Source organism: Bradyrhizobium arachidis (genome assembly GCF_024758505.1).
GTDB classification, from domain to species: Bacteria; Pseudomonadota; Alphaproteobacteria; order Rhizobiales; family Xanthobacteraceae; genus Bradyrhizobium; species Bradyrhizobium manausense_C.
This window is the reverse complement of sequence record NZ_CP077970.1, coordinates 7,143,925-7,169,694: the sequence shown is the minus strand read 5'-3', so window position 1 is coordinate 7,169,694 and position 25,770 is coordinate 7,143,925. Positions and strand designations below refer to the sequence as shown.

31 protein-coding genes and 1 pseudogene are annotated in these 25,770 nt (G+C 63.8%); 20 read left to right on the top strand and 12 right to left on the bottom strand.

The window, feature by feature from the left end:
- Positions 1-204: 204 nt before the first annotated feature.
- Entirely contained in the window at positions 205-411 is a 207-nt protein-coding gene (locus KUF59_RS33380) for a hypothetical protein (RefSeq protein ID WP_212458782.1), read from the top strand.
- Positions 412-544: 133 nt separating this feature from the next.
- On the opposite strand, the gene KUF59_RS33375 is transcribed toward KUF59_RS33380, so the two are convergent.
- The gene (locus tag KUF59_RS33375) at positions 545-793 is read right to left on the bottom strand and encodes a hypothetical protein (RefSeq protein ID WP_212458946.1); all 249 of its coding nucleotides are present in this window, start codon (positions 791-793) and stop codon (positions 545-547) included.
- Positions 794-977: 184 nt separating this feature from the next.
- Here KUF59_RS33375 and KUF59_RS33370 point away from each other — a divergent pair, with 184 nt between their 5' ends.
- Both KUF59_RS33370 and KUF59_RS33365 read left to right on the top strand, forming a co-directional pair.
- Positions 978-1,127 carry a hypothetical protein gene (locus KUF59_RS33370; protein ID WP_212458781.1) on the top strand — a complete coding sequence of 50 codons (150 nt, stop codon included), beginning with the start codon at positions 978-980 and terminating at the stop codon, positions 1,125-1,127.
- The gene (locus KUF59_RS33365; protein WP_212401354.1) at positions 1,120-1,311 is read left to right on the top strand and encodes a hypothetical protein; all 192 of its coding nucleotides are present in this window, start codon (positions 1,120-1,122) and stop codon (positions 1,309-1,311) included. The genes KUF59_RS33370 and KUF59_RS33365 overlap by 8 nt, the downstream gene beginning before the upstream one ends.
- Here KUF59_RS33365 and KUF59_RS33360 read toward each other — a convergent pair.
- The 4 genes from KUF59_RS33360 to KUF59_RS33345 all read right to left on the bottom strand — a co-directional run bounded on the left by KUF59_RS33360 (position 1,282) and on the right by KUF59_RS33345 (position 2,989).
- Positions 1,282-1,764, bottom strand: coding sequence for a DUF3147 family protein (locus KUF59_RS33360; RefSeq protein ID WP_258767534.1), 483 nt, complete (start codon positions 1,762-1,764; stop codon positions 1,282-1,284). The two genes, KUF59_RS33365 and KUF59_RS33360, sit on opposite strands and share 30 nt — an antisense overlap.
- A complete protein-coding gene (locus KUF59_RS33355; protein WP_212458779.1) occupies positions 1,764-2,111 on the bottom strand; it encodes a DUF3147 family protein in 348 nt (115 codons plus the stop codon). Before KUF59_RS33355 ends, KUF59_RS33360 begins: the two co-directional genes overlap by 1 nt.
- Complete coding sequence (locus KUF59_RS33350; RefSeq protein WP_258767533.1) at positions 2,108-2,680, bottom strand: phosphatase PAP2 family protein; 573 nt, start codon at positions 2,678-2,680, stop codon at positions 2,108-2,110. The genes KUF59_RS33355 and KUF59_RS33350 overlap by 4 nt, the downstream gene beginning before the upstream one ends.
- 81 nt (positions 2,681-2,761) lie before the next feature.
- On the bottom strand, positions 2,762-2,989 hold the full coding sequence (locus KUF59_RS33345) for a hypothetical protein (RefSeq protein WP_258767532.1): 228 nt from the start codon (positions 2,987-2,989) through the stop codon (positions 2,762-2,764).
- Positions 2,990-3,159: 170 nt separating this feature from the next.
- Here KUF59_RS33345 and KUF59_RS33340 point away from each other — a divergent pair, with 170 nt between their 5' ends.
- From KUF59_RS33340 to KUF59_RS33295, 10 genes and pseudogenes are all read left to right on the top strand, one after another.
- Positions 3,160-3,519: a PRC-barrel domain-containing protein gene (locus tag KUF59_RS33340; protein WP_212458777.1), complete on the top strand. Its 360-nt coding sequence runs from the start codon at positions 3,160-3,162 to the stop codon at positions 3,517-3,519.
- Positions 3,520-3,543: 24 nt separating this feature from the next.
- Positions 3,544-3,702 (top strand): hypothetical protein, encoded by a 159-nt coding sequence (locus KUF59_RS33335; RefSeq protein WP_258767531.1) that lies wholly within the window; start codon positions 3,544-3,546, stop codon positions 3,700-3,702.
- A gap of 287 nt (positions 3,703-3,989) precedes the next feature.
- The gene (locus KUF59_RS33330; RefSeq protein ID WP_258767530.1) at positions 3,990-4,727 is read left to right on the top strand and encodes an SDR family oxidoreductase; all 738 of its coding nucleotides are present in this window, start codon (positions 3,990-3,992) and stop codon (positions 4,725-4,727) included.
- Positions 4,728-4,787: 60 nt separating this feature from the next.
- Positions 4,788-5,789 carry an NAD(P)H-dependent flavin oxidoreductase gene (locus KUF59_RS33325; protein WP_212458774.1) on the top strand — a complete coding sequence of 334 codons (1,002 nt, stop codon included), beginning with the start codon at positions 4,788-4,790 and terminating at the stop codon, positions 5,787-5,789.
- Positions 5,790-5,939: 150 nt separating this feature from the next.
- Positions 5,940-7,535, top strand: coding sequence for an NAD(P)/FAD-dependent oxidoreductase (locus KUF59_RS33320; RefSeq protein ID WP_258767529.1), 1,596 nt, complete (start codon positions 5,940-5,942; stop codon positions 7,533-7,535).
- Positions 7,535-7,957, top strand: coding sequence for a c-type cytochrome (locus KUF59_RS33315; RefSeq protein WP_249140364.1), 423 nt, complete (start codon positions 7,535-7,537; stop codon positions 7,955-7,957). Before KUF59_RS33320 ends, KUF59_RS33315 begins: the two co-directional genes overlap by 1 nt.
- Positions 7,958-7,979: 22 nt before the next feature.
- Entirely contained in the window at positions 7,980-8,474 is a 495-nt protein-coding gene (locus KUF59_RS33310) for a RidA family protein (protein ID WP_212458772.1), read from the top strand.
- An 18-nt stretch (positions 8,475-8,492) separates the two neighbouring features.
- Positions 8,493-9,902: a M20/M25/M40 family metallo-hydrolase gene (locus tag KUF59_RS33305; protein ID WP_212458771.1), complete on the top strand. Its 1,410-nt coding sequence runs from the start codon at positions 8,493-8,495 to the stop codon at positions 9,900-9,902.
- Positions 9,903-10,020: 118 nt separating this feature from the next.
- Positions 10,021-10,437, top strand: coding sequence for a hypothetical protein (locus KUF59_RS33300; protein WP_212458770.1), 417 nt, complete (start codon positions 10,021-10,023; stop codon positions 10,435-10,437).
- A 106-nt stretch (positions 10,438-10,543) separates the two neighbouring features.
- Positions 10,544-12,117, top strand: a pseudogene (locus KUF59_RS33295) (alkaline phosphatase D family protein).
- Here KUF59_RS33295 and KUF59_RS33290 read toward each other — a convergent pair.
- Positions 12,114-12,335, bottom strand: a complete 222-nt coding sequence (locus KUF59_RS33290; protein ID WP_212458768.1) for a hypothetical protein — start codon at positions 12,333-12,335, stop codon at positions 12,114-12,116. The pseudogene KUF59_RS33295 and the gene KUF59_RS33290 sit on opposite strands and share 4 nt — an antisense overlap.
- Before the next feature lie 258 nt (positions 12,336-12,593).
- Here KUF59_RS33290 and KUF59_RS33285 point away from each other — a divergent pair, with 258 nt between their 5' ends.
- Positions 12,594-13,412 carry an aldo/keto reductase gene (locus tag KUF59_RS33285; protein WP_212458767.1) on the top strand — a complete coding sequence of 273 codons (819 nt, stop codon included), beginning with the start codon at positions 12,594-12,596 and terminating at the stop codon, positions 13,410-13,412.
- A 69-nt stretch (positions 13,413-13,481) separates the two neighbouring features.
- Here the strand turns inward: KUF59_RS33285 and KUF59_RS33280 are convergent, their stop codons facing one another.
- Positions 13,482-13,709 (bottom strand): hypothetical protein, encoded by a 228-nt coding sequence (locus tag KUF59_RS33280; RefSeq protein WP_212458766.1) that lies wholly within the window; start codon positions 13,707-13,709, stop codon positions 13,482-13,484.
- Positions 13,710-13,817: 108 nt separating this feature from the next.
- The gene (locus KUF59_RS33275) at positions 13,818-14,279 is read right to left on the bottom strand and encodes a hypothetical protein (protein WP_212458944.1); all 462 of its coding nucleotides are present in this window, start codon (positions 14,277-14,279) and stop codon (positions 13,818-13,820) included.
- A 157-nt stretch (positions 14,280-14,436) separates the two neighbouring features.
- Between KUF59_RS33275 and KUF59_RS33270 the strand changes: the two genes are divergently transcribed.
- A complete protein-coding gene (locus KUF59_RS33270) occupies positions 14,437-14,709 on the top strand; it encodes a helix-turn-helix domain-containing protein (RefSeq protein WP_212458943.1) in 273 nt (90 codons plus the stop codon).
- Between the two features lie 21 nt (positions 14,710-14,730).
- Positions 14,731-15,585 carry a 3,4-dihydroxyphenylacetate 2,3-dioxygenase gene (gene hpaD / locus KUF59_RS33265; RefSeq protein ID WP_212458765.1) on the top strand — a complete coding sequence of 285 codons (855 nt, stop codon included), beginning with the start codon at positions 14,731-14,733 and terminating at the stop codon, positions 15,583-15,585.
- A gap of 13 nt (positions 15,586-15,598) precedes the next feature.
- On the opposite strand, the gene KUF59_RS33260 is transcribed toward hpaD, so the two are convergent.
- Both KUF59_RS33260 and KUF59_RS33255 read right to left on the bottom strand, forming a co-directional pair.
- Positions 15,599-16,834: an aminotransferase-like domain-containing protein gene (locus tag KUF59_RS33260; RefSeq protein WP_212458764.1), complete on the bottom strand. Its 1,236-nt coding sequence runs from the start codon at positions 16,832-16,834 to the stop codon at positions 15,599-15,601.
- Between the two features lie 54 nt (positions 16,835-16,888).
- Complete coding sequence (locus KUF59_RS33255; protein ID WP_212458763.1) at positions 16,889-17,419, bottom strand: DUF3124 domain-containing protein; 531 nt, start codon at positions 17,417-17,419, stop codon at positions 16,889-16,891.
- Positions 17,420-17,486: 67 nt separating this feature from the next.
- Here KUF59_RS33255 and KUF59_RS33250 point away from each other — a divergent pair, with 67 nt between their 5' ends.
- The 4 genes from KUF59_RS33250 to KUF59_RS33235 all read left to right on the top strand — a co-directional run bounded on the left by KUF59_RS33250 (position 17,487) and on the right by KUF59_RS33235 (position 22,871).
- Complete coding sequence (locus KUF59_RS33250; RefSeq protein ID WP_212458762.1) at positions 17,487-19,217, top strand: cation:proton antiporter; 1,731 nt, start codon at positions 17,487-17,489, stop codon at positions 19,215-19,217.
- Positions 19,218-19,407: 190 nt separating this feature from the next.
- Positions 19,408-20,484, top strand: a complete 1,077-nt coding sequence (gene ribB, locus KUF59_RS33245; protein WP_212458761.1) for a 3,4-dihydroxy-2-butanone-4-phosphate synthase — start codon at positions 19,408-19,410, stop codon at positions 20,482-20,484.
- A gap of 118 nt (positions 20,485-20,602) precedes the next feature.
- Positions 20,603-21,817 carry an acyl-CoA dehydrogenase gene (locus tag KUF59_RS33240; RefSeq protein ID WP_212458760.1) on the top strand — a complete coding sequence of 405 codons (1,215 nt, stop codon included), beginning with the start codon at positions 20,603-20,605 and terminating at the stop codon, positions 21,815-21,817.
- A gap of 136 nt (positions 21,818-21,953) precedes the next feature.
- On the top strand, positions 21,954-22,871 hold the full coding sequence (locus KUF59_RS33235; RefSeq protein ID WP_212458759.1) for an MBL fold metallo-hydrolase: 918 nt from the start codon (positions 21,954-21,956) through the stop codon (positions 22,869-22,871).
- A gap of 130 nt (positions 22,872-23,001) precedes the next feature.
- On the opposite strand, the gene KUF59_RS33230 is transcribed toward KUF59_RS33235, so the two are convergent.
- Positions 23,002-23,856 (bottom strand): DUF1499 domain-containing protein, encoded by an 855-nt coding sequence (locus KUF59_RS33230; protein ID WP_212458758.1) that lies wholly within the window; start codon positions 23,854-23,856, stop codon positions 23,002-23,004.
- A gap of 276 nt (positions 23,857-24,132) precedes the next feature.
- Complete coding sequence (locus KUF59_RS33225) at positions 24,133-25,761, bottom strand: fatty-acid--CoA ligase (RefSeq protein ID WP_212458757.1); 1,629 nt, start codon at positions 25,759-25,761, stop codon at positions 24,133-24,135.
- Positions 25,762-25,770: the final 9 nt, after the last annotated feature.

Here is a 25,770-nt window from a genome sequence, read left to right as displayed (position 1 = left end):
GCCTTCGGCGTGTCGGTTGCGTTCGCGACGGTGACGACGGTCAGGCAGGTTCATTTGGCTGCGTCGCCTGCGCAACACGCGACGCACCTCTCGAGTCATATCTAGGGCCTGACGTCCTTACGCGATCTCTTCGAACCCGTGCGCTCCGGAACATTTGCCCTTCCGGTGCGTAGCCGCCTAGAACAGAGAGCGAGAGGAAACGTCATGGCGCATTCCGACCACGGCATCATCAAGGACAAGCGCGCGGAGGATCAGCCGCGCGACAAGCGTCGCGCGCAAACCGTGCACAAGGCGGAGCAGAAAGGGTCACCGTCGCGCGAGGCGACGCGGGATCCGAAGCTCAACGACGCCGGCAAGACGCCCGGCTCGGGCATGACGCCGGATGATTCCGGCACGCCGCCGACCGGGTGAGTCCTGCAGGAACGAATTCTCACCCCACGAGTCAACCAACTGCTTCCAGTTTCATTCCCCCGGTGGGCTGGACGCAATCTCCAAGGACGGTCTCGGCACTCCCCGTGCCGGGGCCGTTTGCGTTTGGCGTCGGTTAATCCTCGGAATTTCCGTTTGCGTCCGACTGGATGTGGCCGTCGGGTCCGCGACCGAACACGCCAAAGTCGCTCGACTTGGTTCCGGCAGAAGCGTCGAGGCCGATGCTCGCAAGTCCAAGCTTGAGCAGTTCGCGGACGGCCGCCGCCCGTGTCGGCATGCGGTGCTTGAATCTGAAATCGTCAATCAAGGCCAACTCTTCAGGTGACAACATGACCTGAAGGCGCTCAGCGCGGAGATCATTCATGAGATCACACACAATTAGCAAGTTGAGTTGTTTACTCAACAAACCAACTTGGGAAGAGTTCCGCAGGAGTCGATAGAGTCACTGAATGAGTTAAATTATCAAGTAAAATCAATGATTTAGCGCTTGCGCTAGCGTTAAGAACGGCGCATTCTTCCATCTAGCAAGGCGGGGATGGAGAGAGGCCATGACGGAAGAAGTCCGACTGCCCCGCAAGCTATCCGAGGAGCCGAAAGCGCCCGAGCCGCGGCGGCCAAGCCACCAGCAAGTCATCGAACAGCTCGACCGCTGGGCCAACAGCCCGGGCCTGCAACCGCCGAGGGCAGCAGATGCGTAGGCGCTCTGAACCCCACACATTCGAACAGCGCCTCGAAGCGCAACGGCTTCGGCTCGAGCGCGAGCTTGCCCGTGCGCCGCGCGACAAGCGCGACGGCATCGTCGCCCGCATCGAGCAGCTTCAGACCGCGGCCGAGATGTATGACTTCTTGAAGCTACGAGAAGCGGCTGTGACCGTGCGCTGAAGGTGCGCGCTTGACGGCGCTGCGGTGATGCGTGATGCGGAGATTTCGGCGCAACCACCACATCGACACCGCCACGCTGCCCCAGGCGATCAGCGCGACGATGAATGCGCCGAGGACGCTGGTTGGGACCACGATGAAGAACAGCGCCGCGAACGCCACGAGGCCTGCGCTTCCCAATCCGGCACCCGCCGCATCCAGTGCCGCAGCATGCTGACCCCGCCTGTCGCCACGCAGTCCCTTCTTCTGCTTGGCACGCCGCTCATGCCGCTCGACCAGCGTCGCGCTGGCGCAGAAGATGGCGGGCAGGGCGAGGAACAGCCCGCCGACAGCCGTCCCGAAGCGCGCGCCAATGATGCCTGTCAGAACGGTCGCGGCCCCGCCGAGTACAAACCGAACGGCAAATTCATGCCAGTGGGTGGCCTTGAGGGAGGAGAGCGACAGCTTGATGAGCATCAGTTCGCGCCTCCGAAGGCAGTGAGTAAGCCAAAGGCGATGACGAGCCACACCGCAAGCGAAACGGTCGTCGCCGGAAGCGCGTTGATGCGGCTGCGCATCAGCAACTGGCAGACAACGAGGCCGTAGCAGGCCAGCGCGACCGCGCCATACATCATTGTCCAGCTTTCGGCTGCGGCGTATTGCGCACCATGCTGGACGATCGCAATGCCGAGTGTCGCCAGTGCCACCGACGGCGCAGCGCCGAGCAGACCGGCAAAGCTCTTGGGCCGAAGCATGTCGCTCAAGGTCGCAAACGCGGATACGAGAAGGCCGCCGGCAATGAAGCGGATGACATACTCGGTCATTGTAATCTTCGATCCCTGCGTGGCCGCCTCAGTGTCAATGGACGCAGCAATCGTTCCACGGTGACACCGAGCGCAAAGCCGGCCAGCACGTCGCTGGTCCAATGTGCGAGCAGTGCGATCCTGGTCAGCGACAATCCAACCGCAAGGCCGCGTGCGAGGTGCCGCCGGCCGGACGGCAGCATGCCGGCTGCGGAGGCGAGGGCGCCCATATGCGTGGCGTGGCCGGAGGGAAATGCATCGCGCGCTCGTCCCGATCTCGGGATACCTCGCAAGTGTCCCCGCACCGTTAGCCGGTCAGGCCTGGTCTGGTCGAACACCGATTTGAGAATGTGCGGGAGGACGGTGGTGACAACCGATACGGCCAGCAAATGGTTGGCGATTGGTTTGGCCTGGGGCCGCCGGCTGTGCGCATAGAGCCAACCCGCGATCGAGACTGCGAGAAGAAGGTGCTCGTCCGCGCCCCAGGTGAGCGTTTGTGCCGCGTGCTCCACGCCGGGGCTCACATGGGCCGAAATCTCGTCTGCGACTGCGACGTCTACTCGGGTTGGTTTGACAGTCACGAGCGCCATCGCGGTTCAGTGGCCAACATTCCTCCGGGACAGTTTTGCAAAGCCCGGCGCGGAGGAATGTTCCGTTTCGCGCCTCTTACGCTAATCGGTCGGATTGCGGCCGGTGCGCGGGTTGAGCGGATCGGTCGGCGGTCGCCGCAATCTCTCAGGCAGGAACGGCTCGCCCGGCTGCGCCGTCGGCATCGCGCGTACATCCGCGTGACGCTGCGCGCGCTCATGCGGCGTCTGGTTGGCGTTGATGCGCCACTTCACGTCGACGCCGTCGACGGGATCGTTGACGCCATGCTGGATGTCCCTGAAGTCGCTCATGGCTCACCTCATTCCTGGCCCGTCCTGAAACTGCTCTCGGAGTGATCGAGGTGAACCGCCGCATTCTGCGGTTGTTCCAAAGCAGCCAAGCGTGCACGCGGCAATCCGCGCCGGAACGATCGCACCGCACCAAGGTTGGTCCAAGCTATTGCAAGCGAGGGAGATTTGAGATGATGGATGAGAGCGAAACGGGCGCGCTGATCGGCAGTGACAAGGTCGAGGGAACTTCGGTCTACGGCATCGACCGGAACAAGATCGGTTCGATCGAGCGCGTGATGATCGACAAGAAGAGCGGCCGGGTATCCTACGCCGTGCTGGGTTTCGGCGGGTTCCTCGGGCTCGGCAACGACCACTATCCATTGCCCTGGCAATCCCTGAAGTATGACACCGCGCTTGGCGGCTATGTCACCGGCATCACCGAGAAGGAATTGCAGAATGCGCCGCACTATGGCGCGCAGGCCGAATGGAATTGGGGCGATGACGCCAAGGTGCGCGCGGTGAACGCCTATTATGGGGTGCCGTTCGCCTGAGGCGCCAATTCAAGGAGCCTCCCGATGAGCAAGGAGAAGCCAACCGACGATCCCCGCAACCAGAACGACTGGGGATCGCATGCGCAGACGGACAAGCCCTGGAAAAGCAATCCGGAGAAGGAGCAGCGCTCCGACGACCCCAAGCTCGATCTCGAGAAGTGGCACAAGAGCAAGACGCATTGAGCGCGCTGAGGCTCTCGACACTGCAATGGCCGGGCCCGTGCCCGGCCATTCGCATGTACGCATGCGTTTGCCTCACGTTGCTGCTGCTGGGGAATGAAATCCTTCAGTCCTTTGGTAAGTCTGGAAAAGGAACTTATAGGAAATTCAGAAGCGTCTTCTAATTAAAGCCAGGAGAACGAGCTGCCGTTTGACAGTTCTTTTTTAGAACTTTATGGTCGACCTCAACACATAGTCAAAGGCCGACAGCCGTCTCTGGACAGGCGGGGCCCACACCGGAGGAGGCGACCTTGCCCAAGCGAAATGCGACAGCCGCCATCATTGGAGCGGGCGATTTCATCGGCTCCGAGATTGCCAAGAAATTCGCTGCCGAAGGCTTCACCGTCTTCGCGGGCCGTCGCAACGGCGACAAGCTGGCACCGCTGGTCAAAGACGTCGAGGCTGCCGGCGGCGAGATCCACGCGCGCTCGCTCGATGCGCGCAAGGAGGAGGAGATCATCTCCTTCCTCAACGACGCCGACAAGCACGCGCCGCTGGAGGTCTGCATCTTCAATGTCGGCGCCAACGTCAACTTCCCGATCCTCGATACCACCGAGCGCGTGTTTCGCAAGGTATGGGAGATGGCCTGCTATTCCGGCTTTCTCGCCGGTCGCGAAGCCGCGCGCCTGATGCTGCCGCGGGGCAGCGGCAACATCTTCTTCACCGGCGCTACCGCATCCTTGCGCGGCGGCAGCGGCTTCGCCGCCTTTGCCAGCGCAAAATTCGGCCTGCGCGCGGTCGCGCAAGCGATGGCGCGCGAATTGGGCCCGAAGAACATCCATGTCGCGCATCTCATCATCGATTCCGGTGTCGACACCGAATGGGTGCGGCAGCGCCGGCTCGAGGCGCTCGGACCGAACGCACTCGACAATCCTGATCTGTTGATGCCGCCGTCGGCCGTCGCGGATGCCTATTGGCAGCTCTACCAGCAGCCGAAGAGCGCCTGGACATTCGAGATGGAGATTCGCCCGTTCGGAGAGAAATGGTGACCGCGGCACAAAACTGCGGCTAAACTCACACCATACAACCGTATCCGGGAGGGAATTTACGTGAAGACCGCGATCACCGAATTGTTCGGCATCGAGCATCCGATCATCCAGGGTGGCATGCATTTCGTCGGCTTTGCCGAGCTCGCATCTGCCGTCTCCAATGCCGGCGGGCTCGGTATCATCACCGGGCTGACGCAGCGCACCCCGGAATTGCTCGCCAAGGAGATCGCACGCTGCCGCGACATGACCGACAAGCCGTTCGGCGTGAACCTCACCTTCCTGCCGACCTTCGCCGCGCCGCCTTATCCCGAATACATCGCCGCGATCGTCGAGGGCGGGGTGAAGATCGTGGAGACCGCGGGCCGCAGCCCCGAGCAATACATGCCGGCGATGAAGGTAGCCGGCATCAAGGTGATCCACAAATGCACCTCGGTGCGTCACTCCTTGAAGGCCGAGCGGATCGGCTGCGATGCCGTCAGCGTCGACGGATTTGAGTGCGGTGGCCATCCCGGCGAGGACGACATTCCCAACATGATCCTGCTGCCGCGCGCGGCGGAGGAATTGAAGATTCCCTTCGTTGCCTCCGGCGGCATGGCCGATGGCCGCAGCCTCGTCGCAGCGCTCTCGCTGGGCGCAGCCGGCATGAACATGGGAACGCGCTTCATTGCGACCAAGGAAGCGCCGGTGCATCAGAACGTGAAGAACGCACTGGTCGCGGCGAGCGAGCTCGACACCCGCCTGATCATGCGTGCGTTGCGCAATACCGAGCGCGTGCTGAAGAACGCCAATGTCGATCGTCTGCTCGAGATCGAGCATGAGAAAGGCGACAAGCTCAAGATCGACGATATCCACGACCAGGTCGCGGGCGTCTATCCAAAAATCATGCTCGAAGGCGAGATGGATGCCGGCGCCTGGAGCTGCGGCATGGTCGCGGGCCTCATCCGAGACATTCCCTCCTGCGAGGAGCTGGTCGACCGCATCATGACGGAAGCGGACGAGATCATCCGCAGCCGCCTGATGGGCTTCCTCGACGGCAAGGCGGCCGCGCGCAAGGTCGCCTGATTCTGCATTCGACGTATGACGCAATCGACGGGGATCGCGTAGCAAGCGCGGTCCCCGTCTTGTTGTGCGCGACCGCGATCAACAACGCGTGTCTTGCCTGACCCCGACGCCTGCTGTTTCCTTAACCGCAAGGGCTGCGAGTCATCTTCCATGCAGAGCGAACTTCCGACCATCAGGCGACGAGACCTGCTTGCGCTGATCGGCACGGTCGCCGGCAGCGCGGCGATGTATCACGCGATGACCAGCCTCGGTCTTGCGTCGGAGTCCCGCTACAAGGGGCCCATTCGCCTCGAAGGCGATCCAAAAGGCGCCTCCGTCCTCGTTCTCGGCGCGGGCCTTGCGGGCATGACCGCGGCGCTGGAGTTGCGCAAGGCGGGGTACAAGGTCCAGATTCTCGAATTCAACAGCCGCGCCGGCGGCCGCAACTGGACGATCCGCGGCGGCGACAGTTTTACCGAGCTCGGCGGCTTCAAGCAGACCTGCGAATTCGAGGACGGGCTCTATATCAATCCGGGACCGTGGCGCATTCCCCATCACCACCGCGCGCTGCTGGACTACTGCAAGCGGCTGAACGTTGCGCTCGAGCCGTTCAACCAGCTCAATCACGCCGCTTATCTCCATTCCGTGCGCGCCTTCGGCGGCAAGCCGCAGCGCATCCGCGCGGTGAAGGCGGATTTCCAGGGACAGATCGCCGAGCTGCTCGCCAAGGTGACGCAGCAGGGCAAGCTCGACGAAACCGTCTCCAAGGAGGATCAGGAGATCCTGTTGCAGGCGCTGCGCTCCTGGGGCGCGCTCGACAACGGCTATGGCTACAAGGCCAATTTGATCTCGGCTGAATTTCGCGGCTACGCCAGGGATCCCGGCGGCGGGTTGACGGCGATGCCGGAGGCAAGCGAGCCGGTCGGCCTGTCCGAGATCCTGAAGTCGCGGCTCTGGCGCTATCTGCGCGGTTTTGCGCACTACAATTTCCAGACCACGATGTTCCAGCCGGTCGGTGGCATGGACATGATAGGCAAGGCCTTTGCAAAAGAGGTCGGCGATCTCATCCGCTTCAACGCCAAGGTCACTGAAATCAAGCAGGACGATCGCGGCGTGACCGTCAGCTATCTCGATGCAGGCAAGCCGGGCGCCATGCAGCAGGTGCAGGCCGACTGGTGCGTCTGCACGATCCCGCTCTCGATCCTCAGCCAGTTACCGATCGGCGTCAGCGCCGCCATGAAGTCGGCGATCGATGCCGTGCCCTATGCTGCCTCCGTCAAGATCGGCCTGCAGTTCAAGCGCCGGTTCTGGGAGGAGGACGAGCAGATCTATGGCGGCATCAGCTACACGGATTTGCCGATCCGCCAGATCGCCTATCCCAATTACGGCTATAACCGCGCCGGGCGCGGCGTGCTGCTCGGCGCCTATCTGTTCGAGGGACCCAATGCCTACGAGTTCACGGCGATGTCGCCTGCCGAGCGCGTCGCGCGCGCGGTCGAATTCGGCGCTGTCATCCATCCGCAATACAAGGCCGAGTTCGAGACCGGCGTGGCGGTCGCCTGGCACAGGGTGCCCTTCGTGCTCGGCTGCAGCGGAGACTGGACCGACGCGACGCGCGACGCGCACTACAAGAACCTGTGCCAGATCGACGGCCGCATCGTGCTCGCCGGCGAGCACGCCTCCGCCTTGCCGGCCTGGCAGGAGGGTGCCATCCTGTCGGCACTCGATGCGATCACGAGGTTGCACGACCGCGTTGTGAGGACGTGATGACGAAACGCCCCTGGCAATGGCGAATTCTCTCCCGGTCCGCTTTCGCCGTGGTCGCACTGCTGTCGCCGATGGCGCTCGCGCATGACGGTCCGCAAACGCGCATCTTCTCCTCCGGCTTCAGTTTCGCCGAGACCACGGGCGAAGAGCTGTTCGCCAACATCTGCCAGGGATGCCACATGCCCGACGGCGGCGGCGCGGCGGGGGCGGGCGCCTATCCCTCGCTCGTCGCCGACAAGAATTTGGAGGCGCGGGGCTATCCCGTCTATCTCGTCATCAATGGCCGCCGCGCGATGCCGCCGTTCGGCGAGATGATGACGGACGCGCAAATCGCTGCGGTCGTGAACTACCTGCGCACGCATTTCGACAACAACTATCAGGACGCGGTGACGGCGGGCGAAGTGCGGGATGCGCGCCGCTAAACACCAGCAACAGGGGCGACGAATGAACTTCAGGACCATGGCCGTGATCGGCGGACTGCTCGGGGCGATGCAGGCGGGTATCGCGCAGGCCGAGATTGTCAGGCATCCGATCCCGAACTCGACCTTTCCGATCGCACAGTCCGTGCAGGTCACCGGCAACGCGACAACCTACTATGTCAGCGGCCAGGTGCCGCCGGTCGCGAACAAGGATGCCGACCCCCAGAGCCTGCAGGCCTATGGCGACACCAAGACCCAGACCGTCGGCGTGCTAAATCGCATCAAGACCATTTTGGACGGCCTCGGCCTCACCATGGGCGACGTCGTGAAGATGCAGGTCTTCCTGGTGCACAACGCGGCGACGCCAATGGACTTCAAGGCCTTCATGGAGGGCTACACGCAGTTCTTCGGTGGCAGCCAGCCCAATCTGCCGGCACGCTCCGTGGTCGGCGTCGCCTCGCTCGCCAATCCGGGCTTCCTGGTGGAGATTGAGGTGATTGCCGTCAAGGACGCGAAATGAGCGGCGAGGGAGCACAGCATGAAAATCACGAACAATTTCGCGACCGCCATCGCAGCACTGGTTCTCGGCGGCAGCGTCGCCACTGCCGCCGGGCTCACGCCGCAACAGCAGCTCTCCTACGACGTCTACAAGGAGCTCGTTGAGATCGATACCACGACGGCAACCGGCGACACCGCCAAGGCAGCCGAGGCGTTGGCCGCGCGGCTGAAGGCGGCGGGCATTCCTGCGGCCGACGTCCAGGTCTTCTCGCCCGCACCGCGCAAGGGCAACCTCGTTGCCCGCCTGCGTGGCAGCGGCGCCCGCAAGCCGATCCTTCTGGTCGCGCATCTCGACGTGGTGCCGGCGTTGCGCGAGGACTGGAGCGTCGATCCGTTCAAGCTCACCGAGCAGGACGGCCACTACTATGGCCGCGGCACCGCCGACGACAAGCACATGGCGACAGCCTTCATTGCAGCGCTCATCCGCTACAAGCAGGAAGGCTACAAGCCCGACCGCGACATCATCGTCGCGCTGGAGACGGACGAAGAGATTTTTGACCGCGACGGTCTCGGCATCAATTGGCTGATCAAGAACCACAAGGACCTTATCGACGCCGAATTCGCGCTCAATGAAGGTGGCGGCGTTGGCCTCAAGGGCGGCAAGCCGATCCGCAACAGCGTGCAGACCAGCGAAAAGGTTCCAGTCAGCTTCCAGTTGGAGGTGACCGATGCCGGCGGCCACAGCTCGGTGCCGCGCCAGAGCAACGCGATCTACAGGCTCGCCGAAGGTCTCGTGCGGCTGTCCAAGTTCAACTTCCCGATCAGGCTCAACGACACCACGCGCGGCTATTTCGAGAAGTCCGCGCAATTCGAGAACGAGCAGACCGCTTCCGACATGCGCACGGTCATGTCGGACAAGCCCGATCTCTCGGCGATGTCGTTCGTGCGGCTTGCCGCTAATCCGGTCTTCAACGCGCAGCTCCGCACCACCTGCGTCGCGACCCAGTTGCAGGGCGGCCACGCCATCAACGCTCTGCCGCAGTCGGCCATTGCCAAGGTCAATTGCCGGATGATGCCGGGCGAACCGGTCGAGGAGGTCAAGGCGACGCTGGAGCGTGTGCTGGCCGACGATCAGATCAAGCTGACGCAGATCGATACGCCGGTTCTGAGCGCGCCGTCCGCGCTGCACGAAGAAATCATGGGTGCGATCGAAAAGCTCACGGGCGAATTCTTCCCTGGCGCGGTGGTGATGCCGGTCATGAGTTCCGGCGCGACCGACGGTTCCTATTTGCGTAACGCGGGTATCCCGACCTACGGCCATTCCGGCATGGCGATCGACGTCGGCGAGGGCCGCATCCACGGCAAGGACGAGCGGGTTCCGATCGCGTCCTTCTATAATGGGCAGGAATACCTCTACCGTCTGGTCAAGGTGCTCGCCGGTGGATCCTGAAACGCCCTGATTCCCCTATTGTTTTTCGGCAGCCGGTAACCCTGATGACAATCGGCCGCTGGAAATCCGCCGTCCGCCTTCCTAAATGAGGGTAAATTGCCCCTTATTGGAGGCGTCAGTGGTCCTGAAAGGCTTTTCCTTCGGCTTCGTCACCGCCCTCGTGCTCGCATGGGGTGGCGCAGCTTTGGCCGACGATTATCGTGCCGGCGACTTCCTCGGCATGGATCTGTCCAAGGCCGTTTTATCGCCGAAGCGCCTGGGTCCGCCGACCGAATTCGCGCCCGTGGCCGTCGAAGCCAAGAGCGACATGAAGAGTGACGCGCAGGCGCGTGCCGTGACCGGTGACGTGCCGAAGAAGGTCGCGACCGAGCGCGTTCGCGCGCCGGCAGGCAAAATTGCTAACACGCAGCCGCGTGGCGCTGCTCGCGCAAAGCTCGCACATCGCCATGGCAATCCGCTGGACGCGCAGGCCACGGACACGCGCATTCAGACCTGGCCGTGCAAGTCGGGCGGCATCTGCAGCTGGAAGCGCTAGCCGTCATCCCTCCGTCGCAAAACCGTAGGCGCAGAGTCAAGAAACCGTAAGGCTGGAGTCAAACGGCGCAGGCACCTTCCGTCGCGATTCGACGAAGGTTTCCTGAATGGCAACGCTCCGCGCCTCGCGCGCATGGACCCGACGGCAGTTTCTGGTCCGCTCTACGTCCTCGCTCGCGCTCGCCGGCCTAGGCACAATCGCAAAACCCTGTCTAAGCCGCGCCGCCGACCGGCCGCTCTTCGCGGGCGGCATCCAGTCGGGCGACGTCTCCGATGGCTCCGCGGTGGTCTGGGCCCGCGCCGACCGTCCAGCGCGCATGCAAGTCGAATACTCCACGGTCGAAAGTTTTAGGACGATCCTCGGCACGCATCCGCCGACGCGATTCCCGACGCCGACCTCACCTCAAAAATGCTGCTGCAGGGACTGCCGCCCGGACAGGACGTCTTCTACCGCGTGCGCTTCGACGATCACGCGACCGGCCTTGCCGGCGAAACGCGGATCGGACACTTCCGCACCGCGCCTGAGGCTGGAAAATCCATCTCCTTCGTGTGGTCCGGCGATACAGCCGGGCAGGGTTGGGGCATCGACACCTCGCGCGGCGGATATCGCACTTACCGCACCATGCTCGGCAACCGTCCAGATTTCTTCATTCACTCCGGCGACCATATTTACGCTGATTGCACCATTCCATCCGAGCAGAAGCTGCCCGGCGGCGAGGTGTGGCGCAATCTCGTGACCGAAGAGAAGTCCGAGGTCGCGCACACGCTCGCGCAGTTTCGCGGCAACTACAAATACAATCACCTCGACGAAAACTTCCGCGCCTTCCACGCGCAAGTGCCGATGTTCGCGCAATGGGACGACCACGAGGTGACTAACGATTGGTCGCCCTCCGGCAGCGTCGACGAGACCGGCCATGACGAGGACGGCACCTCGCGCCTGGTCGCGCGCGCCCGCCGCGCCTTCCTCGAATTCATGCCGATCCGCGAAATGCCTGCGCGCGAGGGGCGCATCTATCGCCGCATCGGCTATGGACCGCTGCTCGACGTCTTCATGATCGACATGCGCAGCTATCGCGATTCCAACTGGAACAAGGGCGAGGACCGCGACGGCTGGATTCTCGGACCAGATCAGCTCGGCTGGCTGAAGCGCGAGTTGGCTGCTTCGCGCGCGACCTGGAAGGTGATCGCAGCGGACCTGCCGATCGGCCTAATCAGCCTGGATGCGGTGGCGCTCGGCGACGGCCCGCCCGACCGGCGCGAGCACGAGATCGCCGACCTCCTGTCCTTCGTCAAGCGCGCCGGCGTGCGCAACATCGTCTGGCTCACCGCCGACATGCACTACACCGCCGCGCACTATTACGATCCCAACCGCGCGGTGTTTTCCGATTTCGAGCCGTTTTGGGAGTTCGTCTCGGGTCCCCTGCATGCCGGCACCTGGGGGCCGGGCGAGCTCGACAACACTTTTGGCCCTGTGGCGATGTATCAGAATGGCTGTAGCGCGGAGCAGGGCGAAAACCTCGCGCCTTGCTTCGGGCTCCAGTTTTTCGGTCGGGTCGATATCGATGGCCGGAGCGAAGTGATGACCGTGACACTCAAGGACGTCGACAATCGTGACCTCTGGTCGGTCGATATCCTGCCGCAACCGCAAATGCGCCCGGCCGTGGTGGCGCAGCACTCCTAAGGGGAGCGCAGACCGATGCCGCCGCGCACGGGCCGGGCCGCGGGCTGTGGGGCTTCCGCACGTGCGTTCATCCATGCCGGCACCTGCGGCATGGTGGTCTGCCGGACGTAGAATTCCCCCTGCTTGGGTGACCCCGTATAGGCAAAACCGTCGGCCTGCGCCGGCACGATGCCGGCGAGAGCGGTCGCCAGGATCGCTATCGTCAAAATCGTCTTCATGATCGTCTCCTTGTCGCGTGCGGCCGGAATGGCCGCGATGGTTGGATGCTGACAGGAGAGGGCGATCATCTGAAATGCCGTTTGGCTGTCACGGCGATGCCTGCCGGCTATTCCGCTAACCTGATCTTGATTGGCCTCGTTTGGGGCGGCGCGCTAGGGTACACGCTCCCGCCACCCCTTTTCCGTCATCGAAACGTCTGCCCAAGCGGCGTCGCCGCCTGCGCGTCCGGCGGGCTGGAATTCGTCAGGAGCTTACTTATGGACAATCTAAGAACTCAGGGCATCAGCATGCCCAAGCTCGGCCTCGGCACCTTCCGCATGCAGGGCGATGCCTGCCGCGCTGCGGTCGAGAGCGCGCTTGCGCTCGGCTATCGCCACATCGACACGGCCGAGATGTATGCCAACGAAGAGCCGATCGGTGCTGCTCTTGAAGCATCGCGCGTGCCGCGCAGCGAGCTCCATGTCACGACAAAAGTCTGGCACGAGAATCTGGCGCCGGACGCGATCCGCCGCGCCTTCGATGCCAGCCTGACGAAGCTCCGCCTCGACCAGATCGATCTCTATCTCGTGCATTGGCCGTCGCGTAGCGCGAACTGGGGTGCGGTGTTCGAGACGCTGATGAGGCTGAAGGAGGCGAAGCGCGTCCGCGCCATCGGCGTCGCCAACTTCACGACGGCTCTGCTCAAGACCGCAGTCGAGGACATCGGGGCACCGATCGCCTGCAACCAGATCGAGTATCACGTGATGCTCGACCAGTCGAAGGTCCTGAACTGTCTCGCTGCCAAATCGATTCCGCTGGTTGCCTATTGTCCGCTGGCGCAAGGCCGCGTTGCCGCCGATCCGGTCCTGACCGAAATCGGCAAGAAGCACGATGCGACGGCAGCGCAGGTGGCGCTGAAATGGCTGCTCGACCAGCCGGGCATCGCCGCGATCCCGAAGGCGTCGCGGCCCGAGAGCCAACAGGCCAATCTCGATGCGCTGAAGATCACGCTGGATGAAGGGGACCGCAAGAAGATCGCGGCACTGCCGAAGGACAAGCGCTGCGTCAATCCCGGCTTTGCGCCGGATTGGGATTGATTGCCCATCGCTCCATCGCAGCATGCAAAGAAATGGCCCCCGGTGAGGGGCCATTTCCATATGCCAGGGTTAGTCGTAGTGATGACGGTGGCTGCGCTTGATCACGACGACCCTGTCGCCGTGATGACGCCAGCCGCGATGCCAGCCGCGATCACGATGCTCGCGGAATTCGGCGCGCGCGCCGTACGGGCCGTGATGATAGCCCTTCTTGATCACCACCGTTTCGGCGTTCGCCATTGACGGCGCGACGATCGCGAACGCACCGAGGGCCGCGACGACATAGCCAAGCTTCTTCATGATGTCCTCCTCCAATTGAATGCAGATGAGAACTTCGCGTGCGTGCGAACGTTCCGGAGGAACTGCAGGAGAATTCTGAACGGTTGTTCAGCTAGAGTCTCAACCGCGTCAGGTGCTGTTGCCGCAGCGGCGCTGTGCAGGAGTCGGCTCACCCGTCCGCACGAACTTGCCGTCCCTGATGGAGTAGCTGCCACGCTGATCGCGGTTGTAGATCGCGCGCAGGCTGCCGTCCTTCTGAAGCCTCAGGCCGAATTCACGCGTCTGATGCAGTGACGGGAAGAACACCATGATGTTGAGCATGCCGTCGGTATCGGTCGATGCCGCCACGACCTCGTTCTCGTCTTTGGCGTCGCCAAAATTGCGCCGGTACATCACCCGACCTTCCTGCTTGATCTCGTAGGTCAGAACCGCGCCGCTGTCGCGATCGGGCCGCAACGCACAGTCGATCGCCCAGGAGCCGAGCAGGCCCCATCGGATCACCGTCGCCGATAGCGTTTCGGCGTTGGCGGCGGGCATCAGCGCAGCCCAAAGAAGCGCAGCTGTCGCAAAGCGGCCCAAACCGTAAGTCATGTCTTTTGAAAGCCCCAGCCCAACGAGGCTCAAGTCTAGCATCCCCCTCTCTGTCGTCCACCGGTCCGACTATCATTCCGCTATTTGATCCGCGTCAATGAAGCCGCCCGAAACCTGTCCATAGTGTCGGGTTCGGGAGGCGATCGTGGATAGATCAATGCTGGAAGAAGTCGTCGATTTCGCAGGCGAGGCGCTGCCCGGCGCAAGCGCCGTTCCCCCTTATTCCGAGACCGAATTTTTGGCCGAGCTCGGCGAGCGGGTGCGCTCCTCGCGCATGCGATGCGACCTGTCGCGCCGGGAGCTTGCGCGAAGATCGGGAATATCCGAGCGCTACATCGCCCAGATCGAGGGCGGCAAGGGCAACGTCTCGGTCGTGCTGTTGCTGCGCCTGGCCTCGGCGATCCACCGTAGCCAGCCGCAGGCCGCCTGAGGCTCTCTCGGGGAGTCCGCGATGGGACAGCTCGTTCTGGCGGCCAAGGTCACCCACGTCCCGTCGCTGATGCTGTCGGAGGTGCCGGGAAGCCCGTTGAGCGCCGCGCGCGAACAGGCGGTCAGTTCGCTGCGCGAACTCGGCCGGCGAGCCAGGGAGCGTGGCGTCACCACCTTCGTGGTGTTCGATACCCACTGGCTCTCCAATTTCGGCTACCACGTCAACGCCAATGCGCGGCATCGCGGCTCGTTCACGAGCCACGAGGCGCCGCACATGATCCAAGATCTCCGCTACGATCTGCCGGGTGACGCTGCGCTGGCCAAGGCGATCGCGGGCAGCGCCGCGGATGCCGACCTCAATGTCATCGCGCATGAGGTCGCGAGCCTCGGGCTGGAATACGGCACGATCGTGCCGATGCACTACATGAATGCAGATGGCTGGGCAAAAGTGGTCTCGGTTGCCTCGCCGCTGTTCACCTCACTCGAGGAGAGCAGGATCCTGGGCGCGGCGACCCGCCGCGCGATTACGGCCTCCCGCGAGCGGGTGGCGATCCTTGCCTCCGGCTCGCTGTCACACCGGCTCTGGCCGAACAAGAAGCTCGGACCGGAGGCGTGGATCAGCGTGGCGAGCGAGTTCAACCGCCAGGTCGATCTGCGCGTGCTCGAGCTCTGGCAGAGCGGCCGCTACCGCGAATTCCTCGACATGCTTCCGGACTACGCCACCAAATGCAACGGCGAGGGCGGCATGGCCGACACCATCATGCTGTTCGCAGCGCTCGGCTGGTACGACTATCGCGGCGGCGCCGAGCAGCTCTGCGACTATTTTCCGTCGTCCGGCAGCGGCCAGGTGAACGTGGAGTTTCACGTCGAGGCGTGAAACTCCGGAATGTTCACGCCTGCGCCTTCTCCACATTGGCGCTTCGCGCCGGCACACCAAACTCCCTGCGGCAGACCTCGGCCAACACGGCGACACCGTCGCGGATCTGCTGGTGCGTGGGGCTGGCAAAGCACAGCCGCAGGCGCGAGCCGGAATGGCCCTTGCTGGTCGACCATTCCGGGCCCGGATTGATCGAGACGCCGGCGGCGAGCGCGGCCTGATAGAGCTTCAGCGTGTCGACATTGTCGGGCAGCTTCACCCAGAGGAAGATGCCGCCTTTGGGCTCCTCGAATTCCGCTGATGTGCCGAACTGCTCGTTCAGCGCCTCCATCAGCGTGTCGAGCTTGGTGCGTAGCACCTTGGTCAGTGCCGGCACATGGGTCGAAAAATGCGGCTTGCAATATTCCGCGAGCACCATCTGCTCCAGCGCACCTGAGCCGGCGTCGGTCTTCAGCGCCAGCATGCGCGACATCACATCCCAGGGCGCGACGATGAAGCCGACCCGCAGCGCCGGCGCGATCGATTTCGAGAACGAGCCGATATGGATGACGCCACCCTTGGGAGCCATCGCATAGATCGCCGGCGGCCGCTCGCCCGACCACACGAGGTCGGCATAGCAGTCGTCCTCGAAGACCGGCACGCCGTATTCGGCGGAGAGCTTCAACAGCTCGGCGCGGCGACTCTCCGGCATGATGGACCCGGTCGGGTTCTGCACGGTCGGAATAGTGTAGATGTATTTTGGTTTGATGCCGCGACCCCTGAGGTCGGCCAGCGTCGAGGCCAGCACATCCATCCGCATGCCGTCGTCATCAAGCGGAATGCCGACAGTGTTGACGCCGAGCCGCGTCAGCCGGTTGAGCGAACCCTGATAGGTCTCCTGCTCGACGATGACGGTGTCGCCGCGCGCGAGCAGCGTATGGTTGACGAGATCGAGCGCCTGCAGAGAGCCCGATACGATCAGGAGATCATCGACCGTGCAGGCGATGCCGGCATCGCGCTTCAGCTTGGCGGTCAAAAATTCGCGCAGCGGCAGGTAGCCCTGCGGGCCATGCGCCAGGCCGTAGGTCGCGAGCATCCGGCCCTCGCGCCGCAAGGCGCTGTCGACCGCCGCGATCAGCTCGTCCACCGGCACCTGTTCGGAATCGTTGTTGCCGCCGACAAAACTGTATTTGGCAAGCCCCGTCCAGCGCGCAGAGGGAGCCGGCAGCCCCGGCGGGAACAGGGGCGCAAAATCGAAGCTGGACGACATGGGCATTTCCTCATTGTGTTCTTGTTGAGCGGCCGGCGTTGCACCGGCCGCCTGTTACTTCTTGCCGACCGTCCGGGTCGGACGGCCCTGGCTGACGAAAGCGTAGTGCGCATTGGCGACGCCGCCAACCATCAAGGCCTCGACCGCGGGCTCGGCGATCTCGCCGCTAGCCGCCCAGTCGACGATGAAATTGGCGCCAGTTCCGCCGCGGATGTCGTCGGTCGGAATGAAGACGGAGACGGTGGCCAGCGGCTTCAAGGCGACCGGCGCCTTCAGATAGCTCTCGACCATCTTGCCGGCAGTGTCGAAATAGGCGATCCGCTTGACGATCAGCGGCTGCGTCTCGGAGGTGTTGTGCACGCTCAGCGTCACCGAGAAATCGACGCGCAGCTTGCCCTGGCTCATCGCGACGCTGGAATAGGCCGGCACGTAGAAGCCGCCGGAGACGCTCAGCTCCTCCTTCGGCATCGCGGTGAGGGAATCGGCAAAGCCCTGCTCGATATTGACCTTGGACTGGGCCGCCGCCGGCAATGCTGCTACCAGCGGACATGACAGGCCCGCTATCAACGCGAGCACGATTCGCATGTGACGAATTGCTGGCTTGCAGCGCCGGGGGCGGCCTCTAGGGTGCGACAAAACAGACTGATTGGACATGCACGAGCTCATTCGCGACATCACTCTTTGTATCCTGTTCGCCTGGATGCTGGGGCTTTTAGCCCACTTTTCCCGACAACCGCTGATCCTGGCCTACCTTATCGCCGGCTTTTGCATAGGTCCATTCGGTGCCGGCTGGGTCAAGTCGCAGGAATCGATCACGGTCATCTCCGAGCTCGGCCTGATCTTCATGCTGTTCATGATCGGGCTCGAGATCGACCTGAAGAAGATCGTGCGGGCCGGACGGGTGATCCTGTTTGCGGCCGGCGGCCAGCTCATCGGCGGCTGCGTGCTTGGCATCCTGTTCTTCATCGGCATGGGCCTGTCGCTCGGCGGCGGCCATTTCGATGCGGTCTATCTCTGCGTCGCCTGCGCGCTCTCCAGCACCGTCATCATCGTCAAGGTACTCTACGAGAAGCGGGAGCTCGACACGCTGCCCGGACGCATCACGCTCGGCGTCCTCGTGCTCCAGGACATCTTCGCGATCCTGTTCCTGGCGGTGCAGCCGAGCCTTGCCAACTTGCAAGTGACGGTCATCCTGCTCTCGGTCGTCCGCGTCGCGGTGCTGGTGGCGGCCGCGCTTCTGATCAGCCGCTATGTGCTGCCGCGCCTATTCCACCAGATCGCCCGCCGTCCTGAGCTGATCCTGCTCGGCGCGCTCGCCTGGTGTTTTCTGGTCGCCGAGACGGCCGAGCGGCTGTCGCTGTCCCGCGAGATGGGGGCGCTGATTGCCGGCGTCTCGCTCTCGACCTTCCCGTATGCGCTGGACGTCACCGCCAAGGTCACGACACTGCGGGACTTCTTCATCACGCTGTTCTTCGTCGCACTCGGTATGACCATTCCGATCCCGAACATGTCCGTGATCGGGCTTGCCTTGATGATCGCCGCCTTCACGGTGGTCAGCCGCGTGGTCACGACGTTTTTGCCGCTCTATCTGATGAAGCAGGGCCTGCGCGCGAGCCTGCTGCCCGCGATCAATCTGGCGCAGATCAGCGAGTTCTCGCTCGTGGTGATCCAGACCGGCGTCACCGACAATCACATCTCGACACAATCCGCGAACGCGGCCTCCTTCGCCTTCGTGGTGCTGGCCGTGCTCTCCACCTTCGTCATGACGCGCAGCGACGAGATCACGCGCTGGGCGATCGGTCCGTTGAAGCGGATCGGCCTGCGCGATCTCGACGGTGACCACGCGCATGGCGAGGAGGGGCACGAGGGCGGCCATGGCGAGGCCCGGCGCATCGTCATCCTCGGCTTTTTCCGCGCGGCGAGCGCGCTGCTCGCGGAGATCGAGCGGCAGAACCCGCTGCTGCTTGAGCAGATCACGGTGATCGATTTCAACCCCAATGTGTACCAGACCCTGCTGGCGCGGGGCCTGCACGTCGTCTATGGCGACATCAGCAATGTCGACACGCTGGTCCATGCTGGCGTCGCCAAGTCCGAGATGATCATTTTGAGCGTGCCTGACGCGCTGCTGAAGGGCGCCACCAACGAGAAGCTGGTCCGTCACGTCCGCACGCTGAACCCGGACGCGCTGATCGTCGCCACCGCCGACCTCCTGTCCGACGTCGGCGAGCTCTATGGAGCGGGCGCGAGCTACGTCACGGTGACCCGGCTCAGCGATGCGCACGAGCTGTTCACGGTGCTGGAGGCGGCCCAGGCCGGCCTCCTGGAGGATAAGCGGGCCGAGCTGGACTCGCGGCTCAGCGAACGCCGCGAAGTGCTGCCGTAGGACGTTTGGCATCTTCCGCAGGCCCGGACCGGGGCCTATATGGCTGGTATGTTCGGTGCAAGCCTTGGTTCAAGCCTTGGCGCGCGCCCGATCCATGCCATGTGGCGGCATGAGCGGTTGCGTCCGGGACACTAGCGCCGGGGCTTAAGTCCGGCTAAGCCTCCGGCCCATAACAGCCAGAGACTGGGAAATGCCCGATACCGTTCAGGAAGTTTTGCAGGCCTTCGCCAAGGGCGAACTCGTTGTCGTGACCGACGACGAGGACCGGGAAGGTGAGGGCGATCTCATCGTTGCAGCCTCGCTCTGCACCGCCGAGAAGATGGCCTTCATCATCCGCCACACCTCGGGCATCGTCTGCGCGCCGATCACGACCGAAGACGCCCGGCGCCTGCGGCTCGACCCGATGGTCGCCCATAACGATTCCGCCCACACCACGGCCTTCACGGTCTCGATCGACTACAAGGCCGACGGCGGCACCGGCATCTCGGCGGAAGAGCGCGCCTCCTGCTGCCGCGCGCTCGCCAACCCCAATGTCGGCGCCAACGATTTTGCCCGCCCCGGCCACATCTTCCCGCTGATCGCCAAGGACGGCGGCGTGCTCCTGCGCTCCGGCCACACCGAAGCCGCGGTCGACCTCTGCAAGCTCTCGGGCCTGCCGCCGGTGGGCGTGATCAGCGAATTGATGAACGACGACGGCAGCGTGATGAAAGGCGAGCAGGTCGCCCGCTTCGCCGCCCAGCACAAGCTCAAGCACGTCACGATTGCGGACATGATCGCTTATCGCCAGGCGCGCGAGAAGCTGATCGAGCGGGTCTCGACCTTCGTCACCGAAAGCCCGATCGGGCCGCTCCAGGGCTATGCCTACCGCTCGCCCTTCGATTCCATCGCCCACGTCGCCTTCGTCTATAACGGCGTCGGCGACGGCAAGAAGGTGCTGACGCGCTTCCACAAGCCGAACATCGTCAAGGAGATTTTTACCGGTCCGAAGCGCATTCAGGCCGTGCTCGAACAGTTCAAGAAGGAAGGACGCGGCGTCCTGATCTACTTGCGCGACGGTGCCGCTGGTGTGCCGGTCGAGCCCTTGCCGAACGAGTCGTCGGCGGAGGCCGACCGTAACCGACAGTGGCGCGAGATCGGCGTCGGCGCGCAGATCCTGCGTGATCTCGGCGTGACCTCGATCCGCCATCTCACCTCCTCGGTGCACGACTACAAGGGCCTGTCGGGTTTTGGCATCGAGATCGTCTCGAACGAGCAACTCGAGAGTTGAGAGGCCACCGATACGTCGCGTTCCGGAATGACCGAAACCAGGACGCAATTGCACTTGGCGCCGCGGCGCTCTACCTTATCGGCCAATTTTTCGACGGAACCAGACGAAAGGACGTTTCATGAGCGTGCGCCCCCAGGCCAAGGACAAGCCGGCTGCGGCTTCTTTCCAGTGGGATGATCCGTTCCTGCTCGATGAGCAGCTCACCGAAGACGAGCGCATGGTGCGCGACACCGCGCGCGCCTACGCCCAGGACAAGCTCCTGCCGCGTGTCTCCAAGGCCTACTTGGAAGAGAAGACCGATCGCGAGATTTTCAACGAGATGGGCGAGCTCGGCCTGATCGGCATCACGCTGCCCGAGGAGTACGGCTGCGCCAATGCCAGCTACGTCGCCTATGGCCTGGTCGCGCGCGAGATCGAGCGGGTCGACTCGGGTTATCGCTCGATGAACTCGGTGCAGTCCTCGCTGGTGATGTATCCGATCTACGCCTATGGCGACGAGAACCAGCGCAAGAAGTATCTGCCGAAGCTCGCGAGCGGCGAATGGGTCGGCTGCTTCGGCCTGACCGAGCCGGACGCCGGCTCCGATCCGGCCGGCATGAAGACCCGCGCCGAGAAGGTATCGGACGGCTATCGCCTCACCGGCAGCAAGATGTGGATCTCGAACGCGCCGATCGCCGACGTGTTCGTTGTCTGGGCCAAGTCGGCCGCGCACGACAACCAGATCCGCGGCTTCGTGCTGGAGAAGGGCATGAAGGGCCTGTCGGCGCCGAAGATCGGCGGCAAGCTTTCGCTTCGTGCGTCCATCACCGGCGAGGTCGTGATGGACGGCGTCGTGGTTCCCGAGGACGCGCTGCTGCCCAACGTCTCCGGCCTCAAGGGCCCGTTCGGCTGCCTCAACCGCGCTCGCTACGGTATCTCCTGGGGGGCGCTCGGGGCTGCAGAAGACTGCATGCACCGCGCCCGGCAATACACGCTCGATCGCAAGCAGTTCGGCAAGCCGCTCGCCGCGACCCAGCTCGTGCAGAAGAAGCTCGCCGACATGGAGACCGAGATCGCGCTCGGCCTGCAGGCCTCCTTGCGCGTCGGCCGGCTGATGGACGAAGGCAAGTTCGCGCCCGAGATGATCTCGATCGTCAAGCGCAACAATTGCGGCAAGGCGCTCGACATCGCCCGCGTCGCGCGCGACATGCACGGCGGCAACGGCATCTCGATCGAGTACCATGTGATGCGCCACGTCCATAACCTCGAGACGGTCAACACCTACGAGGGCACACACGACGTCCACGCCCTGATCCTGGGCCGCGCGATCACGGGCATTCAGGCGTTTTTCTGATCTGGTCATCCGTCATTCCGGGGCGATGCGAAGCATCGAACCCGGAATCTCGGGCCGCATTATTCTGTTCATCGAGATTCCGGGTCTGACCCTGACGGGTCATCCCGGAATGACGTCCAAGAACAAAGAAGAAGCCATGTCCGACAACGACGACGTCCCGTTCAACCGCAACTTCCCGCTCAAGCCTGGAATCGTCGAAGAGGTGCGTCCCGGGGTGCGGCGCGTCCTCTGCAATAATCCGAGCCCGTTCACGTTCACGGGCACGGTCAGTTACATCGTAGGTACCGGCAAGGTCGCGATCATCGATCCCGGCCCGGATGATGCGGCCCACGCGGCGGCGCTGCTCGATGCGGTCAAGGGCGAGACCGTCACCCACATTCTGGTCACCCACACCCATCGCGACCACTCGCCCAACACGGGGCGGATCAAGCAGGCGACGGGCGCCACGGTCTATGCCGAAGGCCCGCATCGCGCCTCGCGCCCGCGCTTCGAGAGCGAGAAGCATAATCCGGAGTCGGGCTCCGATCGCGACTTCGCGCCCGATGTGAAGGTGGCGCATGGCGACGTCATCGAAGGTGCCGGCTGGCGACTGGAGGCGGTGGCGACGCCCGGCCATACTGCCAATCATCTCGCCTTCGCCTGGCCCGAGCGAAAATTCAATTTCGTCGGCGATCACGTGATGGGCTGGTCGACCTCGATCGTGGCGCCGCCCGACGGCTCGATGATCGACTACATGGACTCGCTCGATCGGCTCGCCGCGCGCGAAGAGGATTTGTATTTCTCAGGTCACGGCCCGGAGATCCCGGACGGCCAACGCTTCGTGCGCTTCCTGATCCGCCACCGCAAGGCACGAGAAGCCTCGATCCTGCATCGCCTCGCCAAGGGCGAGACCGACATCCCGACCATGGTGCGCGCGATCTATATCGGCATCGATCCCAGGCTCACCACCGCGGCCGGCTATTCCGTGCTGGCGCATCTGGAGGACCTCGTCGCCCGCGGCGTTGTGGCGACGGACGGCGATCCCGTGATCGGCGGGACGTACCGGATGGCGTGACGCCTGATCGTCATTCCGGGGCGCGCGTAGCGCGAACCCCAATGCGCAAGCGCGCATTGGGGAATCTCGCGCCACAACTTCGGGATTCCGGGTTCGATGCTTCGCATCGCCCCGGAATGACGCTATCGCGTCACTTCTTCACCGTCTTTGCGGCCGGCTTGGCCGGCGCCACCGGCGTCTTCTTGACCGGCTTGAGCGCATCGGCATCGGCGGCGGTGTTGAGATCGTCGATGAACTTGCTGACGCGCGCGGCATTGCTGCCGAGGTCGCTCTCGAAATAGCGCGAGGCGGAGCGGATATCGACGCGGGAGTCCTCGCCGTCGGCCACGACCCGGATCGAGACGTCTTCGCGAAAACCCATGATCGGTGATCGCGCCACCGCCTCGATGCGGCCGACACGGCGCGGCGGCTGCGGCGCGCGCTCGTCGATGACGAGCCATTTGCGCTTGTTGACGAGCTGGAGCGCGATCGCATAGGCGCGGTCGGCGGAGATCTCGAGCTCGACCGGCTCGATCTCGGGATAGAAGTGGCGCTGCTGCTCGGCCGAGTAGAGGCCGGCATAGACGGCCGGGTTGGCGCCTTCGCCGGTGCGCAGGCGCGCCAGCGCCTCGAACCGCGGCGGGTCGATCGGATCGGTGGTGATGTCGTGGATCGCCGGCAGCTTGCGGTATTGCAGGGCAAGGTAGGCGGGATAGGCGAGGATCAGCCCGTTGATCAGAAAGGCGAACAGGATCCGCGCCATGCCGCGCGAGCCGTTCTGCCAGATCGCGGCAAAGCCCGCGAGGCCGAGCAGGATGGAGAGTGCGGCGATCGCCAGCCCGCCGAAGAAGGTCGCGAGCGCCGGCTTGATCTCAAGGAAGCCGAAACGGACGATGAGGATGGAGACCACCACCGCCACCACCGCGAACACGGCCAGATTTCGCGCCCAGGTAGCGAGGCTGGACACGGGCTCCGACTGGTAGGGAGCGGAAAACCTGCGGGCCATCGGGGTTGAGCTCTGCCGGGGGGTTAGGTCGCTGCCGCACGAAATCTCTGGGGCGGCCATCTGGCCTGTTGAGACCATGCCCGGACGGCAAATTCAAGGGTCGTTCACCCTCCCCTGGAGGGGGAGGGTCGATCGCGCGAAGCGCGAGCGGGGTGGGGTGATCTCTCCACACGGAACAGCACAGCCGAGGCGAGACTGTCACCCCACCCCGTCTCACAATTTCGCTGCGCTCAAATGTGAGCCGACCCTCCCCCTCCAGGGGAGGGTGGCACTGTGCTACGCCGCCGCATTCGGGAAGCGGTAGTCCTTGAACTGGTCGCGCAGCGCCGTCTTCAGGATCTTGCCGGTCGCGGTGTGCGGGATGCCCTCGACGAAGGCGACGTCGTCGGGCATCCACCATTTCGCGATCTTGCCGTCCATGAACTTCAGGATGTCCTCGCGCGTGGCCTGCTGGCCTTGCTTGAGCTGCACGATCAGGAGCGGGCGCTCGTCCCATTTGGGGTGGTAGACGCCGATCACGGCCGCTTCCGCTACGGCGGGGTGGCCGACCGCCAGGTTCTCCAGATCGATCGAGGAGATCCACTCGCCGCCGGACTTGATCACGTCCTTGGAGCGGTCGGTGATCCGCATGTAGCCGTCCTGGTCGATCATCGAGACGTCGCCGGTGTCGAAGAAGCCGTCGCCGTCGAGGATGTTGTTATCGAGGCGGTAATAGGCCTTGGCGACCGCGGGACCGGAGACTTTGAGGCGGCCAAAAGTCTTGCCGTCCCACGGCAGATCCTTGCCGGCATCGTCGGTGATCTTCATCTCCACGCCGAAGGGCGGATAGCCCTGGGTTTGGAGTACGTCGAGCCGCGCGTCGCCGGTCGTCCCGGCAAAGGGCGGCTTCAGCGCGGCCACCGTGCCGATCGGGCTCATCTCGGTCATGCCCCAGGCGTGGCGCACGCCTGCGCCCATGTCGACGAAGGACTTGATCATCGAGCGCGGCATCGCCGAGCCGCCGCAGATCACCATCTTGAGGTCAGGCAGCTTCAGATTGTTGGCGGCCATGTGCTGGAGCAGCATCAGCCACACCGTCGGCACGCCGGCGGTATGCGTCACCTTCTCGGTCGAGAGCAACTCGTAGACCGAGGCGCCGTCGAGCTTGGCGCCGGGCATCACGAGCTTGGTGCCCTGCGAGGGCGCAGAGAAGGCGATGCCCCAGCTGTTGGCATGGAACAGCGGCACCACCGGCAGCATTGTCTCCGAAGCACTGGTGCCCAGTGCGTCGACGTTGTTGGCCATCAGTGCGTGCAGCACGTTGGAGCGATGCGAATACAACACGCCCTTGGGGTCGCCCGTCGTGCCGGAGGTGTAGCACATCGCGGCTGCGGTGTTTTCGTCAAAGTCCTTCCAGGTGAAATTGCCGTCGGCTTGCGCGATCCAGTCCTCATAGGCGACCGCGTTCTTCAGCTTGGTCTCGGGCATGTGCGCCTTGTCGGTGAGGACGACGTAGCGCTCGACGCTCGGCAGCTTGTCCGCAAGCTTCTCCAGGACGGGGACGAAGGTGATGTCGGTCATCACGATGCGGTCTTGCGCATGGTTGATGATCCAGGCGATTTGCTCAGGGAAAAGTCTGGGATTGACGGTGTGGCAGATGGCACCAATCCCCATGATGCCGTACCAGACCTCGAGATGGCGCCAGGTATTCCACGCGATGGTGGCGACACGGTCGCCGAGCTTGATGCCGTCGCGCTCGAGCATTTGCGAGACCTTGAGCGCGCGAGCGTGGATTTCGGCATAGTTGGTGCGATGGATCGGTCCCTCGACCGAGCGGGTCACGACCTCCTGCTTGCCATGAACTTTTGCGGCGTGTTCGATGATCCGGTGGCAAAGCAGGGGCCAATCTTGCATCAAACCAAGCATTCCGACGTT

What these genes read in the sequence shown, in the direction of transcription:
- KUF59_RS33280 (WP_212458766.1), bottom strand. Translation starts at nt 13,709, where the DNA reads ATGAAGAAGCTTGGCTATGTCGTCGCGGCCCTCGGTGCGTTCGCGATC.
- KUF59_RS33375 (WP_212458946.1), bottom strand. Translation starts at nt 793, where the DNA reads ATGAATGATCTCCGCGCTGAGCGCCTTCAGGTCATGTTGTCACCTGAA.
- KUF59_RS33235 (WP_212458759.1), top strand. Translation starts at nt 21,954, where the DNA reads ATGTCCGACAACGACGACGTCCCGTTCAACCGCAACTTCCCGCTCAAG.
- KUF59_RS33380 (WP_212458782.1), top strand. Translation starts at nt 205, where the DNA reads ATGGCGCATTCCGACCACGGCATCATCAAGGACAAGCGCGCGGAGGAT.
- KUF59_RS33340 (WP_212458777.1), top strand. Translation starts at nt 3,160, where the DNA reads ATGATGGATGAGAGCGAAACGGGCGCGCTGATCGGCAGTGACAAGGTC.
- KUF59_RS33305 (WP_212458771.1), top strand. Translation starts at nt 8,493, where the DNA reads ATGAAAATCACGAACAATTTCGCGACCGCCATCGCAGCACTGGTTCTC.
- KUF59_RS33315 (WP_249140364.1), top strand. Translation starts at nt 7,535, where the DNA reads ATGACGAAACGCCCCTGGCAATGGCGAATTCTCTCCCGGTCCGCTTTC.
- KUF59_RS33285 (WP_212458767.1), top strand. Translation starts at nt 12,594, where the DNA reads ATGGACAATCTAAGAACTCAGGGCATCAGCATGCCCAAGCTCGGCCTC.
- KUF59_RS33320 (WP_258767529.1), top strand. Translation starts at nt 5,940, where the DNA reads ATGCAGAGCGAACTTCCGACCATCAGGCGACGAGACCTGCTTGCGCTG.
- KUF59_RS33290 (WP_212458768.1), bottom strand. Translation starts at nt 12,335, where the DNA reads ATGAAGACGATTTTGACGATAGCGATCCTGGCGACCGCTCTCGCCGGC.
- hpaD (WP_212458765.1), top strand. Translation starts at nt 14,731, where the DNA reads ATGGGACAGCTCGTTCTGGCGGCCAAGGTCACCCACGTCCCGTCGCTG.
- KUF59_RS33345 (WP_258767532.1), bottom strand. Translation starts at nt 2,989, where the DNA reads ATGAGCGACTTCAGGGACATCCAGCATGGCGTCAACGATCCCGTCGAC.
- KUF59_RS33250 (WP_212458762.1), top strand. Translation starts at nt 17,487, where the DNA reads ATGCACGAGCTCATTCGCGACATCACTCTTTGTATCCTGTTCGCCTGG.
- KUF59_RS33270 (WP_212458943.1), top strand. Translation starts at nt 14,437, where the DNA reads ATGCTGGAAGAAGTCGTCGATTTCGCAGGCGAGGCGCTGCCCGGCGCA.
- KUF59_RS33355 (WP_212458779.1), bottom strand. Translation starts at nt 2,111, where the DNA reads ATGACCGAGTATGTCATCCGCTTCATTGCCGGCGGCCTTCTCGTATCC.
- KUF59_RS33255 (WP_212458763.1), bottom strand. Translation starts at nt 17,419, where the DNA reads ATGCGAATCGTGCTCGCGTTGATAGCGGGCCTGTCATGTCCGCTGGTA.
- KUF59_RS33370 (WP_212458781.1), top strand. Translation starts at nt 978, where the DNA reads ATGACGGAAGAAGTCCGACTGCCCCGCAAGCTATCCGAGGAGCCGAAA.
- KUF59_RS33360 (WP_258767534.1), bottom strand. Translation starts at nt 1,764, where the DNA reads ATGCTCATCAAGCTGTCGCTCTCCTCCCTCAAGGCCACCCACTGGCAT.
- KUF59_RS33310 (WP_212458772.1), top strand. Translation starts at nt 7,980, where the DNA reads ATGAACTTCAGGACCATGGCCGTGATCGGCGGACTGCTCGGGGCGATG.
- KUF59_RS33240 (WP_212458760.1), top strand. Translation starts at nt 20,603, where the DNA reads ATGAGCGTGCGCCCCCAGGCCAAGGACAAGCCGGCTGCGGCTTCTTTC.
- KUF59_RS33335 (WP_258767531.1), top strand. Translation starts at nt 3,544, where the DNA reads ATGAGCAAGGAGAAGCCAACCGACGATCCCCGCAACCAGAACGACTGG.
- KUF59_RS33225 (WP_212458757.1), bottom strand. Translation starts at nt 25,761, where the DNA reads ATGCTTGGTTTGATGCAAGATTGGCCCCTGCTTTGCCACCGGATCATC.
- ribB (WP_212458761.1), top strand. Translation starts at nt 19,408, where the DNA reads ATGCCCGATACCGTTCAGGAAGTTTTGCAGGCCTTCGCCAAGGGCGAA.
- KUF59_RS33230 (WP_212458758.1), bottom strand. Translation starts at nt 23,856, where the DNA reads ATGGCCCGCAGGTTTTCCGCTCCCTACCAGTCGGAGCCCGTGTCCAGC.
- KUF59_RS33365 (WP_212401354.1), top strand. Translation starts at nt 1,120, where the DNA reads ATGCGTAGGCGCTCTGAACCCCACACATTCGAACAGCGCCTCGAAGCG.
- KUF59_RS33350 (WP_258767533.1), bottom strand. Translation starts at nt 2,680, where the DNA reads ATGGCGCTCGTGACTGTCAAACCAACCCGAGTAGACGTCGCAGTCGCA.
- KUF59_RS33260 (WP_212458764.1), bottom strand. Translation starts at nt 16,834, where the DNA reads ATGTCGTCCAGCTTCGATTTTGCGCCCCTGTTCCCGCCGGGGCTGCCG.
- KUF59_RS33275 (WP_212458944.1), bottom strand. Translation starts at nt 14,279, where the DNA reads ATGACTTACGGTTTGGGCCGCTTTGCGACAGCTGCGCTTCTTTGGGCT.